Source organism: Micromonospora sp. NPDC048843, from assembly GCF_040649965.1.
Classification (GTDB): domain Bacteria; phylum Actinomycetota; class Actinomycetes; order Mycobacteriales; family Micromonosporaceae; genus Micromonospora; species Micromonospora hortensis.
Genome location: NZ_JBEZGJ010000090.1, coordinates 1 through 14863 on the forward strand (window position 1 = coordinate 1; position 14863 = coordinate 14863).

Annotated in this window: 15 protein-coding genes and 1 pseudogene; 5 read left to right on the forward strand and 11 right to left on the reverse strand. The window is 71.9% G+C overall.

Going from position 1 to position 14863, the window contains the following annotated elements; translation table 11 throughout:
- From AB0C20_RS20935 to AB0C20_RS20970, 8 genes and pseudogenes are all read right to left on the reverse strand, one after another.
- Positions 1-346: pseudogene (locus tag AB0C20_RS20935) on the reverse strand (sugar phosphate isomerase/epimerase); the annotation flags it as partial.
- A gap of 56 nt (positions 347-402) precedes the next feature.
- On the reverse strand, positions 403-1554 hold the full coding sequence (locus AB0C20_RS20940; RefSeq protein ID WP_357180674.1) for a dihydrodipicolinate synthase family protein: 1152 nt from the start codon (positions 1552-1554) through the stop codon (positions 403-405).
- Positions 1551-2702 carry a Gfo/Idh/MocA family oxidoreductase gene (locus tag AB0C20_RS20945; protein ID WP_357180671.1) on the reverse strand — a complete coding sequence of 384 codons (1152 nt, stop codon included), beginning with the start codon at positions 2700-2702 and terminating at the stop codon, positions 1551-1553. The genes AB0C20_RS20940 and AB0C20_RS20945 overlap by 4 nt, the downstream gene beginning before the upstream one ends.
- Before the next feature lie 38 nt (positions 2703-2740).
- On the reverse strand, positions 2741-3535 hold the full coding sequence (locus AB0C20_RS20950; RefSeq protein WP_238669169.1) for an ABC transporter ATP-binding protein: 795 nt from the start codon (positions 3533-3535) through the stop codon (positions 2741-2743).
- Positions 3536-3539: 4 nt separating this feature from the next.
- Complete coding sequence (locus AB0C20_RS20955; protein WP_357180667.1) at positions 3540-4544, reverse strand: ABC transporter substrate-binding protein; 1005 nt, start codon at positions 4542-4544, stop codon at positions 3540-3542.
- A 23-nt stretch (positions 4545-4567) separates the two neighbouring features.
- Positions 4568-5524 (reverse strand): ABC transporter permease, encoded by a 957-nt coding sequence (locus AB0C20_RS20960; protein WP_357568566.1) that lies wholly within the window; start codon positions 5522-5524, stop codon positions 4568-4570.
- 166 nt (positions 5525-5690) lie between these two features.
- Positions 5691-6407, reverse strand: a complete 717-nt coding sequence (locus AB0C20_RS20965) for a cupin domain-containing protein (protein ID WP_357180661.1) — start codon at positions 6405-6407, stop codon at positions 5691-5693.
- Positions 6400-6744: a cupin domain-containing protein gene (locus AB0C20_RS20970; RefSeq protein WP_357180657.1), complete on the reverse strand. Its 345-nt coding sequence runs from the start codon at positions 6742-6744 to the stop codon at positions 6400-6402. Before AB0C20_RS20970 ends, AB0C20_RS20965 begins: the two co-directional genes overlap by 8 nt.
- 93 nt (positions 6745-6837) lie before the next feature.
- Between AB0C20_RS20970 and AB0C20_RS20975 the strand changes: the two genes are divergently transcribed.
- Entirely contained in the window at positions 6838-7911 is a 1074-nt protein-coding gene (locus AB0C20_RS20975; protein WP_357180654.1) for a LacI family DNA-binding transcriptional regulator, read from the forward strand.
- Positions 7908-8927: an aminoglycoside phosphotransferase family protein gene (locus AB0C20_RS20980; RefSeq protein ID WP_357180651.1), complete on the forward strand. Its 1020-nt coding sequence runs from the start codon at positions 7908-7910 to the stop codon at positions 8925-8927. Before AB0C20_RS20975 ends, AB0C20_RS20980 begins: the two co-directional genes overlap by 4 nt.
- A 50-nt stretch (positions 8928-8977) precedes the next feature.
- Here AB0C20_RS20980 and AB0C20_RS20985 read toward each other — a convergent pair whose 3' ends face one another.
- Complete coding sequence (locus AB0C20_RS20985; RefSeq protein ID WP_357180648.1) at positions 8978-9640, reverse strand: fasciclin domain-containing protein; 663 nt, start codon at positions 9638-9640, stop codon at positions 8978-8980.
- Positions 9641-9775: 135 nt separating this feature from the next.
- On the opposite strand from AB0C20_RS20985, the gene AB0C20_RS20990 reads away from it, so the two are divergent.
- Positions 9776-10261 (forward strand): GNAT family N-acetyltransferase, encoded by a 486-nt coding sequence (locus AB0C20_RS20990; protein WP_357180645.1) that lies wholly within the window; start codon positions 9776-9778, stop codon positions 10259-10261.
- A 16-nt stretch (positions 10262-10277) separates the two neighbouring features.
- Here the strand turns inward: AB0C20_RS20990 and AB0C20_RS20995 are convergent, their stop codons facing one another.
- Positions 10278-11549 carry an MFS transporter gene (locus AB0C20_RS20995; protein WP_357180642.1) on the reverse strand — a complete coding sequence of 424 codons (1272 nt, stop codon included), beginning with the start codon at positions 11547-11549 and terminating at the stop codon, positions 10278-10280.
- Positions 11550-11674: 125 nt separating this feature from the next.
- Between AB0C20_RS20995 and AB0C20_RS21000 the strand changes: the two genes are divergently transcribed.
- Positions 11675-12877, forward strand: a complete 1203-nt coding sequence (locus tag AB0C20_RS21000) for an FAD-dependent oxidoreductase (RefSeq protein ID WP_357180639.1) — start codon at positions 11675-11677, stop codon at positions 12875-12877.
- Positions 12874-13791: an RNA polymerase sigma-70 factor gene (locus tag AB0C20_RS21005; RefSeq protein ID WP_357568567.1), complete on the forward strand. Its 918-nt coding sequence runs from the start codon at positions 12874-12876 to the stop codon at positions 13789-13791. Before AB0C20_RS21000 ends, AB0C20_RS21005 begins: the two co-directional genes overlap by 4 nt.
- A gap of 16 nt (positions 13792-13807) precedes the next feature.
- Here AB0C20_RS21005 and AB0C20_RS21010 read toward each other — a convergent pair whose 3' ends face one another.
- On the reverse strand, positions 13808-14713 hold the full coding sequence (locus AB0C20_RS21010; RefSeq protein WP_357180633.1) for a LysR family transcriptional regulator: 906 nt from the start codon (positions 14711-14713) through the stop codon (positions 13808-13810).
- Positions 14714-14863: the final 150 nt, after the last annotated feature.

The window sequence follows — 14863 nt, forward strand, 5'->3', positions numbered from 1 at the left end:
CGGCCCGGACCGCGGGCACTTCGACGAGCCGAGCCGTCTCGACGGCCCTCCCGCCCGCTTCGACCAGCACCAGCTCCGGAGCGCCGAGGGCGGCGGCCTCCTCGATGGCGCGCAGGTTTTCCGCCCGCCAGTCGTCGGCGGAAAAGAAGCCGCCCCTGCACAGCGACGTGACGGCGAGGCCGGCGTCGCGGACCAGTTTCGCCGAGCGGGCCAACCCGTACCCGGCCACCGGCTCCCGCCACAGGCCGATGCCCGGTACGCCGGCCGCGACGCACCCGGCCACCACCTCGGGCAACGGCCAGCGCTGGGCGGTCGCCTGGTTGAACGAGAAGCGCGCGAGGCTCACTGGGCTGGTCTTCGCTCGCGACTGCGGGACTCCCACAACCGGCTCACTCCTCGCGCTCACTGGGCCACCCCCGCCACGCTGAACAGCGCTCGGGCGCGGGCGGCGGCCAGGTCGGCGTCGGGCAGCAGCCCGGCCGCGTCGGCCAGGGTGAGCAGTGTGGCCAGGTGCGCCGGGGACCGACCGGACTGCGCGCCACCGACCATCGTGAAGTGGTCCTGGTGCCCGGCCAACCAGGCCAGGAACACGATCCCCGTCTTGTAGTGCCAGGTCGGCGCCGCGAACAGGTGCCGGGCCAACGGCACCGTGGGCCCGAAGATCTCGTCGTACGCCGTCAGGTCCCCTCGGTCCAGGGCTGCCAGAGCGGCGGCGGCGGCCGGCGCGATGGCCGCGAACACCCCGAGCAGCGCGTCGGAGTGACCCACCTCGTCACCCCGGATCAGCTCCGGGTAGTGGAAGTCGTCACCGGTGTAGAGGCGTACCCCGGCCGGCAGGCGGCGACGCAACGCGACCTCCCGGTCGGCGTCCAGCAGCGACACCTTGATGCCGTCCACACTGGACTGATGCGCCTTGATCAGCTCGATCACCGTGTCGGCGGCCAGGTCCAGGTCGACAGCACCCCAGTAGCCGGTCAACGCCGGGTCGAACATCGGGCCCAACCAGTGCAGCACCACAGGTTCGTCGGTGGCGCTCAGCAGCTCGTCGTACACCCGCAGGTAGTCCTCCGGGCCGCGCGCTGCGGCGGCCAGGTGCCGGCTGCACATCAGCACCGGCCGGGCACCGGCGGCGCGGACGTCGTCGAGCTGCTGGGCGTACGCGGCGGCGACCGCCGCCAGTGTGGCCGGGCCGACCGGTAGCTGGTCGGTGCCGACCCCGGCGACGATCCGCCCGCCGACGGCGCGGGCCTCGGCGGCGCTGCGCCGGATCAGCTCCCGGGTGGCCGGATAGTCCAGCCCCATCCCCCGCTGGGCGGTGTCCATCGCCTCGGCGACCCCCAGCCCGTACGACCAGAGATGCCGCCGGAAGGCGAGCGTGGTGTCCCAGTCCACCGCCGCCGGGGCACCCGGCACGTTCTCCGCGCCCGGATCGGCGACCACGTGAGCGGCGGCGTACGCGATCCGGCTGGTCGCCGGCGCGTCCGGTCGGGCGAAACCGCTCCCCCCGGCGAGCCGATGCCGCCGTCCACCGGGCAACACCACCTCGGCGCTCATGAGCGCAGCTCCGGCACCTCGATGCGACCACCCTCGCGGGCGGAGCGCAGCCCCAGCTCGGCGAGTTGCACGCCGCGCGCGCCGGCCAGGAAGTCCCACCGGAACGGCTCGCCGGCCACCACGTGCCGCAGGTACGCCTCCCACTGCACCTTGAAGCCGTTGTCGAACTCCTCGTTGTCGGGCACCTCGGCCCACTGGGCGCGGAAGTCCTCGGTGGCCGGCAGGTCCGGGTTCCACACCGGCTTCGGAGTGACCGCCCGGTGCTGCACCCGGCAGTTGCGCAGGCCGGCGATCGCGCTGCCCTCAGTGCCGTCGACCTGGAACTCCACCAGCTCGTCGCGGTACACCCGCACTGCCCAGGAGGAGTTGATCTGCGCGATCACCCCGCCGTCGAGCTCGAAGATGCCGTAGGCGGCGTCGTCGGCGGTGGCCGCGTACGCCTGACCGGCCTCGTCGACCCGCTCGGGCACGTGCGTGGCGGTCACACAGGAGACGGCGGTGACCCGGCCGAACAGCTCCTCCAGCACGTAGTGCCAGTGCGGGAACATGTCGACCACGATGCCGCCGCCGTCCTCGGCCCGGTAGTTCCACGACGGCCGCTGAGCGGGCTGCCAGTCGCCCTCGAAGACCCAGTAGCCGAACTCGCCGCGCACCGAGAGGATCCGGCCGAAGAAGCCGCCGTCGATGAGGCGCTTGAGCTTGCGCAGGCCGGGCAGGAAGAGCTTGTCCTGCACGACACCGGTGCGGACGCCGGCCGCGTCCGCCGCCCGGGCCAGGTCAAGAGCCGCCGCGGTGTCCTCGGCCAGCGGCTTCTCCGTGTAGATGTGCTTGCCGGCCTCGATGGCCTGCCGGATCGCCTTCTCCCGCTGCTGGGTGACCTGCGCGTCGAAGTAGATCTCGACGTCGTCGCGGGCCAGCGCCGAGGTCAGATCGGTGGTCCAGTCGGTCAGCCCGTGCCGCTCGGCGAGCTCCCGGAGCTTCGTCTCATTGCGCCCGACCAGGACCGGTTCCGGCCAGATGGTGGTGCCGTCGGCCAACGCCACACCACCGGATTCGCGGATGGCCAGCAGCGACCGGACGAGGTGCTGCCGGTAGCCCATCCGTCCGGTCACGCCGTTGACGATGATGCCGATCGACCTGCGGGTCATGGTGTTCCTTCCGTCGTGCTGGTCGTGCCGATCCGCGCTCAGTGGTTGGCGGCCGCGCTGCCGAGCAACCCACGCAGGTCGGTGGCGAGCCGGTCGAAGCGGGGATCCGACATCACCTGCGCGTAGTCGCGGTGCGCCGGCAGCTCGACCGGGAAGGTGCGGATGATCCGGCCGGGCCGGGGACTCATCACCACGACCCGGGTGCCGAGGAAGACCGCCTCGGCGATGGAGTGGGTGACCAGCACTACAGTGGTCCCGGTCTCGCGCCAGATCCGGTGCAGTTCGGCGTTCATCTGCTCGCGGGTCAGCGCGTCCAGGGCGCCGAACGGTTCGTCCATCAGCAGCACCGGCGGGGAGTGCAGCAACGCGCGGCAGAGAGCCACCCGCTGCTGCATGCCACCGGACAGCTCGTGTGGCAACGCCTTCTCGAAGCCGGTCAGGCCGGTCATCTCGATCAGCTCGTCGGCGCGGCGGGCCGCCTGTGCCCGGTCCATGCCGCGCATCTCGGCCTGGAGCAGGATGTTGGCTCGGGCACCGCGCCATTCCAGCAACGCGGCCTTCTGGAAGACGAAGCCGATCTCCTTCTGCGGGCCGCGCACCGGGCGCTCCAGCAACGACACGTCACCGCTGGTCGGTTTGACCAGCCCCGCGACGATCTTCAGGAGGGTGGACTTGCCGCAGCCGGACGGGCCGACGATGGTGACGAACTCGCCCGGCTCGATGTCCAGCGACACGTCGTCCAACGCTGTGGTCTGCGACCGTCGGGTGGTGAACCGGACGGTCAGCCCGGACATCCCGATGGCGGTGCCGGTGGCTGCCGGCGCGGCGGTCACCGGGTCACCCCTGCGCCGCGTACGAGGAGTCCCAGTACGCGCTGGGCGCCCCCGGGTCCTTCAGCTCGGCGTAGCGGGACATCAGGTCGATGGTCTCGGTCCACTGGGCTTCGGTGTTCACCCCGGGCGGGCCGTCCGCGCCGATCAGTGGCATGTTGAGCGTGAGCTGCTTGGTGAGCACCTCGGGTGCCGGCTCGTTCTCGGCCAGAGCCGACATCGCGCTCACCGCGCCGGCCGGGTCCCGGGCGGCGTCGGCCCAGGACTTCTGGGTGGCCCGGACGAACTTGCGGACCAGCTCCGGGTCCTTCTGGAGGGTCTGGGTGTTGGCGATCAGGCCGGTGCCGAGCAGGTTCATCCCGTAGTCGGCGAAGAGCAGCACGTCGACCTTCTTGCCGGTCTTGCTCTCGATGGTGGGCGCCTGGTCGTGGAAGAAGCCCATGATGGCGTCGACCTTGCCCTCGGCCAGGGCGGCGATCTTGCCGGCGGCGTCGACGTTCACCACCTTGACGTCGTCCTTCTTGAGGCCGTTCTTCTCCAGCCAGGCCGGGAAGGTCGCGTAGAGGGCGTCGCCGGGGGTGCCGCCGACGGTCTTGCCCTTGAGGTCGGCCGGGGTCTTGATGTTCTCCTCGGTGAAGAACTCCACCGAGGAGGGTCCCTTCTCCAGGTACGCGCCGAGGCTGCGCACCGGCATTCCACTGGCCACCGACTTCAGCAGCACCGGGCTGTCCGCCCACCCGAAGTCGGTCTGCTTCTGAGCGACCTGCTTGACGGTGTTGCCCGAGCCGTTGCCGGGCAGGATCTTCAGGTCGATGCCCTCGGCGGAGTAGTAACCCTTCTGCAGGCCGTAGTAGAAGGGCGCGTGCTCGCCGTAGGGCACCCAGTTGAGGGTGAGGGTGACCTGCTTGCTGCCGTCGGCGTTGGTGCTGCCGGCGGGGTCGTCCCCACCGCAGCCGGTGGCGGCGAGGAGCAGGGCGGCGGTGGCCAGGATGGTGGTGGCGGTGCGTTTCATCGGTGCCTCCGTGATGGGGTCGGTCAGGAGGTGGTGAGGGACACGCCGGCCCGGCGGCTGGCGTGCCACGGAATGAGCAGTGCCTCGGCGATCTCGACCAGGACGAACAGAACGATGCCGATGGCCGACATCAGGATCAGGTCGGCGAACAGCAGTGGGGCGTCGAGGTTGCCGTTGGCCAGCAACAGGACGTAGCCGAGCCCCTCGCTGGCGCCGACGAACTCACCGACCACGGCACCGACCACGGCGAGGGTGACGGCCACCTTCAGGCCGGCCATCAGGTGCGGCAACGCGTTCGGAAAGCGGATCTTGCGGAAGGTGCGCCACGGCCCGGCACCCATCGTGGCGGCGAGGTCGAGCAGCTCCGGGTCGGTGGAGCGCAGCCCGGCCACGCCGGAGATGACCACCGGGAAGAACGCGATGAGCACCGCCAGGATGATCTTCGGGGTGAGGCCGAGGCCGAACCAGACAACCAGCAGCGGCGCGATGGCGATCTTCGGGATGACCTGCGCGAACAGGACGATCGGGTAGAGCGCCTTGTCCAGGGTGCGGGAGTAGGCGATGGCGACAGCGGTGACCAGACCCAACGCGGCGGCCAGCACGAAGCCGAGCACCGTCTCGTAGAGGGTGACCAGTGTGTGCCGGGCCAACTCGGACCACTGGGTGGTCATCGTCTCCCACACCTGACCGGGGGTGGGCACCAGGTAGTTCGGGACGTACTCGCGGGCCGCCACGAACCACCAGGCCGCGAAGAAGACCGCGAGCACCAGCGCCGGGCGCCAGAGCGAGTCGGCGAAGGCCACCGCCCGACGACCGAGGGTGGGACGTGGTGGACGGCCGCCGCGGGGTGGCGTTTTCACCACAGTGGACGGGACACCGTCCGCACCGAGGCTGCCGGGCCCGGCAGCGGCTGCTCGCGCATCACTGGCCTGGTCGGCGGCGGCCTGCCGGCCCGCCGTGTCCAAAGAGTTCTCGGTCACGCGGAACCTCCTCGGGGCCCGGCTCGATGCCCATGGACGGGGCCGGTCGGCGGATCAGGCAAACGCTTTCCTGGAGCGTAGGCGGCCCCCTCACGCCGGGCAAGGCCTTTCCTCGATCAGTTTCCACCGATGCCCGGCGGACTCGACAACTGTCCCGAAGGGACTGTCAGCCGGCCGCCGGATAGGTGTCGAGCAGACCGCACATGCCCAACCGGCCCCGCTCGACCGGCTCGTTCACCGCGTACACCCCGGCGTCCCCCAGGTGGCCGGGATCCCCCCGCTCCAGGGCGTCGAGCTGGGCGGCGGTGTCGGCGGCGGCGCGGCCGGCGCCCGCCTCCCACCGCTGCCGCCACCGCGCCAGCAGCGGCTGGCGCAGGGCGATCGCGGCGGCGTGGAACGCGGCCAGCGCCGCCGGACCGCCGGACCGCAGCGCCTGGAAGCCGGTCACCGCCAGATCCCGACGGCGGTACGCGGTGTGCACGTCCGTGCCCGGCGCTCCCCCGTCGGGCAACGCCGCCGCGGCGGCGTACGCGGCCGGGTCGGCCAGCACCTCGGGTGGAAAGGTCAGCACCGCGTCCCCAGCCTCGGGCAGGCCGCTGTTCTGCATCAGCACCACGATGCTGAGCCCGCCACCGTTTACCAGTCGGTGCACGGTGCCCGGCTCGAACCAGACCACCACCCCCGGCCGCAGCGGCGTCTCCCGGTAACCGGCCGTGGTCACTGTCTGCACCGCGCCCTCGCCGTCGGTCACCACGTACCCCTCGGTGCAGCACAGGTGCACGTGCGGGGTGCCGCCGACCAGGCCGTCCGGGGCCACCGTGTCGTAGACGCGCAGCCGGGACACGCCGACGCCGCCGGGCAGCGGTGCCGGCCGATCACGCATCGAAGTACTCGTCGGTGTCGTCCGCCGCCGGCAAAGACACCAGGAGCACTGTGAGATCACCGATGGCCCGGTGCCGGCAACCCGGCTTGATCAGGAACGCGGACATCGGCCGGGCCGGGTGACGGACGCCGTCCAGCTCGATCTCGCCCTCGCCGGCGAGCACTACGTAATACTCGGTGGCGATCCGGTGGTGGTGGGTCACCGCGTCCTGCACCTGGAGCAGATGCACGCTGGCCTGGCCCTCGCTCTCGGCGATGAAACCCCGGCGGGTGGTGCCACACGAGCATTGTCGGGCGGGAAGGTCGTCAAGTTGAAGTACCGCGAAGCGATCGGACACGGCCGGGCCTCCCTGCGGGAAAGGGCTTTCTCTGCGGTACGGTGACGCTAGCCGGCACGACGAAACGCCGTCAACAGATCGAGGGGGCGGGCCATGGCGACCCTGTCCGATGTGGCCCGCCGAGCGGGCGTCTCGCCCGCCACCGCCTCCCGCGTCATCAACGGCAGCAGCAAGCCGGTCACCGACGAGTTGCGCGAACGTGTGCTCGCCGCCGTCGCCGAGTTGCAGTACGTGCCGAACGCGCACGCCCAACTGCTGGCCCGCTCGCACCGCAGCGCTGTCGGCGTGATCGTGCACGACGTCTCCGACCCGTACTTCGCCGAGATCACCCGGGGGCTGCAACGGGTCGCCACCGACCAGGGCCGGCTGCTGATGATCTGCAACAGCTACCGGGACCCGGACCGCGAGTTGGAGTACGTGGAGCTGCTGCGCGGCCACCAGGTGGCGGCGCTGATACTGGCCGGTTCGGGCTACCACGACGAGGCGTTCACCCGGCAACTCAACGAGAAGCTCGCCGCGTACGAGGCCACCGGCGGGCGGGTGGCGGTGATCGGCCGGCACGAGCACTCCGGCGACGCGGTGATGCCGGACAACCGGACCGGCGGCTACCTCGCCGGGCGGGAGCTGTGCGGGCTGGGGCACCGGGCGATCGGCGTGGTCGCCGGCCCGCGCATCCTGACCACCACCACCGACCGGCTCGCCGGCCTCCGGCAGGCCCTCACCGAGCAGGGCCGCGAGCTGCCCGAACGGCGCATCCGGTACGCGGAGTTCGACCGCGACGGTGGCGCCGAGGCCACCGCCCGACTGCTCGACGCCGACCCGGAGCTGACCGCGATCGTGGCGCTCAACGACTCGATGGCCATCGGCGCGCTCGCCACAGTGCGCGCGCGTGGGCTGGCAGTGCCGCAGCAGATCTCGGTGCTGGGTTTCGACGACATGCCGATCGCCCGGGACGTGACCCCGGCCCTGACCACCGTGCGACTGCCCCTTGTCGACATGGGTGTGCGGGCGATGTCCCTGGTGCTCGGCGTCGGGGCCCCGACGCCCCGGGTCGAGGTGCTCCCCGCCGAGCTGGTCCGCCGCGACACCGCGGGTCCCGTCCCACTGTCCACCCGCGCCACAGCGGGTTCCGCGCCACGCGCGCGGCGAGGTGACAGCACGTCGTGACCGGTGCCAGCCCGACCCAGCGGCCCCTCACCCGGGCCGATGTGGCGTACCTGGTCGGTGCGTCGTTCGGGTCACACACCCGGGTCCGGGACGCCGGTCCGCTGGCCGGCGGCGGGTACGCGACGGTCTGGTGGGCGCTGCTCGACGACGACAGTCGGGTGGTGCTGAAACTGGCTCCGCCGGCCGGAACGCCGCTGCTGCGCTACGAGCGCGGGCTCTGCGCTGCCGAGGAGCGATACTTTCGGCTCGTCGCGCAGCGGGCGCCGCAGGTGCCCGTCCCCCCGGTGCTCCGGCGCGGCGCCGACCCGGCGTACGGCGAGTGGTTGGTCACCGCGATGCTGCCCGGCCGGTCGCTGTCCGACCTGGCCGAGGCCGGTGTCGTGGTCGACGACGGCCCGGCGCGCTACGACCTCGGGGTGGCTCTCGCCGCGTTGCACCGGGTGACCGGTGAGCGGTTCGGGTATGACGACGACCGGGCCGGCGGGCCGACCTGGCGCACGGCGTTCACGGCGATGCTCGACGCGCTCCTGGCCGACGCGGCCGACTGGGACGTCCGACTGCCGGTCACGCCGGAGCAGCTGCGCGCGCTGGTGGGGCGGCACGCCGACGTGCTCGACCAGGTCCGCCGCCCGGCGCTGCTGCACTTCGACTGCTGGGACGGCAACGTGCTGGCCGCACCTGACGCGGACGGTCGGTTGCGGCTGCGCGGCCTGGTGGACGGCGAGCGGTTCCTCTACGGCGACCCACTGCTGGACCTGGTCTCGCCGCTGCTCTTCCGACGCGTCGAGGACGAACCGGAGCACCCCCTGCTGCGCGGCTACCGGGCCAGTGCAGCCGAACCGTTGGTGCTGAACGCGTCGGCACGCCGCCGGCTCGGTCTCTACCGGTTGCACCTGTACCTGCTGATGACCGTGGAGATGCCCAGCCGCGGGATGACCGCGCGCAGCCATCCCGGGCGGCACGCCCGACTGGCGGCCCTGCTCGACCAGGAGCTGGCCGCGCTCGCCTCGGGCTGACGGCCCGGCGCGGGTGGCGTCCGACGTCATCGGACGCCACCCGCCCGCGGTCAGGGCAGGTCGATCGGGCGCAGCACCCGGTCCACGGCGTGCGCGATCTGCCGGTTGCCCCTGTTGACGTCGTAGGACACGACCCGCGCGTCACGGTCGTCGGTGTCGGCGTCGACCAGCCGCACCTGGCGGAAGAAGTACAGGTAGGTGCGCACGTCGACCTCGACTGCCGAACCGAGCGCGGTGGTCAGGTCCGTGCCGTCGGCCCGGACCGCCGTCTTGCGATCGATGGTGGCGCCCGGGACCACGTGGTAGAGCAGCACCGACTCGACGGTGTCGATGCCCAGTCCGGCCACGGCGGTGAAGGCGGCGCTCTCACTCGGCAGCTTCCGGGCCTGCGTGATCTCGCGGACCAACTGCTGGAAGGCGGCGTCGGTGGGGATGAACGCGGTCAGCGCCACGGTGCCGTCGGCGAGCACCTTGACCGGAGAGTTCGGCTTGGCCTCCAGCACGGCCAGCACGGCCGCCGTCAGCACGTCGAAGTCACGCGAGTTGCGGTCGAAGCCGCTGCTGTCCCGGGTGAGCACCTGGGCGAGTGACGTCGTGCCGAGCGGCTTGGGCTTGCCGGTGGCCTGAGCGGCCGGTACGGCGACAGCGGTGGTGGCCAGCGCGGTGGCCATGGCACCCACCGCCATCCGGGCGGCGATTCGTGCGATCTTCATCAGCGGGCCTTTCGTCGAAGCGACCGGATCCGTGACGTCTCGTCACGATCAATGCTTCGCACCGGGGACGCCGCGCGGATGCACCCCGCGGATATCGCGGTTGTCCGGGACTCGTCCAAGGCTTAACCTCCCCCGGTGCTGATTCGGGAGTTCGTCGAGCAGGACTGGTCGCAGGTGTGGCCGATCGTCGAGGAGGTGATCCGGGCACAGGAGACCTTCGTCTACGACCCGGCGATGACCGCCGAGCAGTCGTACGGCATGTGGGTCGAAGGCTCGCCGGGGCGGACCGTCGTGGCGGTCGACGGCGAGCGGGTGCTCGGCACAGCGAAGATGGGCCCCAACCGGCCAGGGCCGGGCGCGCACGTGTCCACAGCGAGCTTCATGGTCGCCGCCGACGCCCGGGGCCGGGGTGTGGGCACCGCGCTGTGCCGCGACGCCCTGACCTGGGCTCGCCGGCAGGGGTACGCCGGCATGCAGTTCAACGCCGTGGCGGAGAGCAACAGTTCGGCGGTGCGGCTGTACCGGCGGGAGGGCTTCGAGGTGGTCGGCACCGTGCCGGGCGCGTTCCGTCACCCCGCCCTCGGCCGGGTCAACCTGCACGTGATGTACCAGGAGTTCTGAGGCCGCCTGCCCCCGCTCAGCCGCCGGCCGGGGCCGGGCGCAGTCCGGGCTGTCCGGCGGCCGGCTCCGCGCCGGCTCGGCGGATCGGGGTGAATAGGGCGCCGACCGCGACCAGCAGGCAGCCCGCGCCCGCCGCGAGCGTGACCGCTGGCGCGCCGTAGCGGCCGGCGGCCCAGGTCAGCATCACAGCGCCGGCCGGACCGAGGGCGTAGTGCGTGCTCCAGAACGCCGACGTGACCCGGCCCAGCAGGTGATCGGGTGTGATCTCCTGGCGCAGGGACATCGAACAGATCCCGCCGATGCTCAGACAGCACAAGTACACGGCGGTCAGCGTGGTGACCGCGGGCACTGTGGTGGCTATGCCGACCCCCGCCACGGCGAAACCGCAGATCGCGTGCGCGCCGATCCAGGTGGGGCCGAAGCCGCGACGGCGGCGCAGCGGCGCCACCAGCAACGCGCCGGCCACAGTGCCCAACGCCGCCAGGCCGAGCACCGTGCCGACGGTGCCCTCGGAGCCGCCGAGGTCGTGCGTGACGTGGTAGATCAACACGTCGACGAAGCCGTAGGTGAGGAAGATGAAGACCGACAACAGGACGGTCAGCGCGCGCAGCACGGGCTGTCGCCACAGGAACCGCGCCCCGGCCAGGAACTCCACCAGCGGGCGTTGCCGGGCCACCCCCTCGTCCGTCTGGACAGGGCGTAGTCGGATCAGCCACAGGCCGGCGGCCGAGAGCGCGAAGCTCGCCGCGTTGACGGCGATGGCGGTGGCCGGGCCGAAGCGGGCCGCCACCACACCGGCGAGCAGCGGCCCGAGGACGGCCGCCGCCGCGTACGTCGCCTGCAACCGGCCGTTGGCCTCGGTGATCCGGTCGGGGTCGACAAGGTTGCGGACCGCTGTCACCGCGGCGACCTGGAACAGCATGCCGGCCGCCTCACAGATGGGCAGCACGACGAAGAGCAACCAGACCTGCGGGCCCGCGAGCCATGCCAGTGGCACCACTGCGTAGAGCACCAGCCGGGTCAGATCCGCCACGATCATCAGGGTGCGGCGGTCGTACCTGTCGACCAGCACCCCACCGAAGATCCCGGCGACGACGGACGCCGCGCCCGCGACGGCGGTGAGCAGGCCCATCTGCGCCACCGACCCGGTCGCCTGGAGCACCAGCAGCGGCACCGCCAGGTAGGCGAACGAGTCGCCGGCCGCCGAGAGCGACTGGGCGACCCAGTACGTGCCGAAGGTCCGATCCCGCCAGAGCGGAGCCCGACCAGCGGCGGCGGATCGGCTCATCGCGCCAAGGGTAGTGAACGCGCCCCTCCGACGCTGGCCGTGGCGGGCGTCACATCGCTGCCATGTCACGAACCGACGAGCGGCACGCATCTCGTGGTCGTCAGTCCGATCAGAGAGGCGGAACAATGAGCACAGCGCATCGACAGGTCCCGGCGGGCACACACCGCGTGCTGATCCTCGGCGCGGGCTACGCGGGCATGGCCGCGGCGACCCAACTCGCGGCCCGGACCAGGCGGGCGGACGCGCAGGTGACGGTGGTCAACGCGCAGGAGCGGTTCACCGAGCGTCTCCGGCTGCACATGACGGCGACCGGTCAGCGGCTCGCCGAGCTGAACATCAGTGAGCTGCTGGCGGGAACGGGTGCGCAGTTCGTACGCGGCTGGGTGACGGCGGTGGACGCCCACGCGAAGACCGTCCGCGTCGACGACAGCCGGGTGCTGCGCTACGACACACTCGTCTACGCGTTGGGCAGCGTGACGGACACGGCGACGGTCCCGGGCGTCGAGGAGCACGCGGACACCCTGGACGGTCCGAGTGGCGCGACCACGCTGGCGGACCGGCTGGCACGGCTCGGCGCCGGCACTGTCGTCGTGGTCGGCAGCGGGTTGACCGGGATCGAGGCGGCCGCGGAGATCGCGGAACGGCACCCGGAGGTCGGTGTCACGCTGGTGGGCCAACAGGACCCGGGGGCGGGCATGAACCCGAAGGCCCGGGCGTACCTGCGGGCCGCGCTGACCCGCCTCGGCGTCCAGGTGATCACCGGGGCGGCGGTCACCAGGGTCCGGCCCGACGGGGTCGAGTTGGCCGGTACGGGGACCGTGGCGGCCGACGTCGTCCTCTGGACCTGTGGTAACCGGGTGGCGCCGCTGGCCGCCGCCGCCGGGCTGACAGTCGACGAACGCGGTCGCGTCGTCACCGACTCCACGTTGCGGTCGGTGTCGCACCCCGAGGTGTACGCCATCGGCGATGCGGCAGCGATCCGGCAGGGGTACGGGGTGCTGCACGGCACCTGCCAGAGCGGCATGCCGACCGGGGTACACGCGGCGGTGTCCATCGCCCGCGCGCTGCGGGGCAGGCAACCCAGGCCGTTCCGTTTCGGTTACTACCACACGCCGGTGAGCCTGGGTCGAAACGACGCGGTCGTGCAGTTCACCCGCCCCGACGACAGCCCTCGCCGCGGGTTTCTGACCGGGCGGATGGCGGTCTGGTACAAGGAGACAGTGAGCGCTTCGCCCTGGCCGACCTACCGTCGCATGTCGCGGTTGCCCTCCTCCGGCGCGTTCTGGCCGCGCGGCGGCCGCTTCACCCGTCTGCGGGACGCGCGGTGACGCACGCGCCGGACGCCGACGAGCAGGTGTTCCACAGTCATCGCAACTTGCTGTTCTCGGTGGCCTACCGGATCCTCGGCAGCGCGGCCGATGCCGAGGACGCGGTGCAGGACGCCTGGATCAGCTGGTCCTCGGCGGACCGCTCCCAGGTCGCCGACCCCAAGGCGTACCTTGCCCGCATCGTGTCGAACCTCGCGTTGCAGCGTCTGCGCTCGGCCCGGCACCGCCGCGAGACCTATCCGGGGCCGTGGTTGCCCGAACCTGTCCTGACCGGAGGGGACGCCGCCGACGCCGTCACCGACGGCGAGTCGGTGTCGATGGCGATGCTGGTGGTGCTGGAGACGCTCAGCCCGCTCGAGCGCGCCGTGTTCGTCCTGCGGGAGGTCTTCGACTTCAGCCACGCGGAGATCGCGGCGGCGGTGGAACGCTCCGAGGCCGCGGTCCGCCAGACCGCCCACCGCGCTCGCGAGCACGTGCGAGGGCAGCGGCAACGTTTCACTGCGGACCGGTCGCAGCAGCGCGGGGTCACCGAGCGATTCCTCGCCGCCTCGACCGGTGGCGACATCAACACCCTCCTGGAGCTGCTGTCTCTGGACGTCACGTTGTGGACCGACGGTGGCGGTAAGGTCCGCCAGGCCCTGCGTCCCATCAGGGGTGCGGGCACTGTCGCCGCGTGGTTCGCGGCCATCGGCACCGTCACCTACCAGGGCGTCGCGCCGCACGACATGAGCGCCGCCCTGGTCGAGATCAACGGGGGGCCGGGTCTGGTGTTCAGCGGTGCGGGTCGGGTGGTCGCCACCGTCTCCTTGGACATCGGCGCGGGCGGTCGCATCACCGCCATCCACAACGTCGCCAACCCCGACAAGCTTCGCGCCGTCGCCGACGGCACCACCCACCACCTCGCGACGCGGTGAGCCGGCCGGCTCACCGTCAGCCGGTGCTGGTGAGGTCTGTCGTCGCCGCGAGCTCCGTGACCACGTCCAGGAACCGGTGCAGCGTGGGCGCGGTGTTACCCGCCAGCCACACCATCTCGGTGTACGCGTAGGCGCCGGCCAGCGGGACGAACACCACGCCGGTGCGGCGAAGACTCGCCGCCGAGCGGGCGAGTCGGGTGACGCCGAGCCCGGCGGCGACCAGGCCGAGGAGGCTCTGCACGCCGGCCTCCTCCTGAACGACTGTCGGGACGAAGCCCGCTTCCCGGAACTGCTCCTCGTAGGCGCGGTGCCAGGGTTCCCAGGAGCTGCGCGGGGTCATGACCCACGGTTCGTTCGCCAGGTCGGCGAGGGTCAACTCGTCGCGCCCGGCGAGCGAATGGCCCTCGGGCAGCACCGCGCAGACCGGTTCGGTCGTCAGTCTCCTGGTCTCCAGGCCGGGTACGAGCGGGGTCCGGGTGAAGGCGACGTCGAACCGACCGTCGAGGACGCCCTGCACCAGGGGCGCGATGCTTGTGGACTCGGTGGCCAGGTGCAGGTCGGGGAGGTGGTGGCGGACTGCCCGGACCACCGGGGGCAGCAGGTGGTTGGCGACGGTGGTCAGGAAGGCGAGCCGGAGGGTGCCGATCTCACCCCGCTGGGCCCGTTCCACGACGGCGACGGCCTCCTCGGCGCGGTCGGTCACGGCGCGCGCCTCGGGCACGAACAGGGCGCCGATGTCGGTGAGGGTGGTGCCGCGGCTGTCCCGGTCGAACAGCTTCGCTCCGAGGGCGCGTTCCAGGGCGGTGATCTGCTGCGACAGCGACTGCTGGGCGATCATCAGGCGGGCGGCGGCCCGGGTGAAGCTCAGCTCCTCCGCGAGGACCAGGAAGTACCGCAGTTGTCGCAGCTCAGGCGTGGCCACAGGAACAGACTGTAGCCACGCCAGGAAGAGCGTGTTGGCCGTCTGCTCAGACCTCCGCGCACGATCGGTGCGAAGGGCGGCGCCGGCACACCGTACGCCGATACGGCGAGCCGGCGCGGCCACGTGAGGACACCCACCGAAGGAAGACGA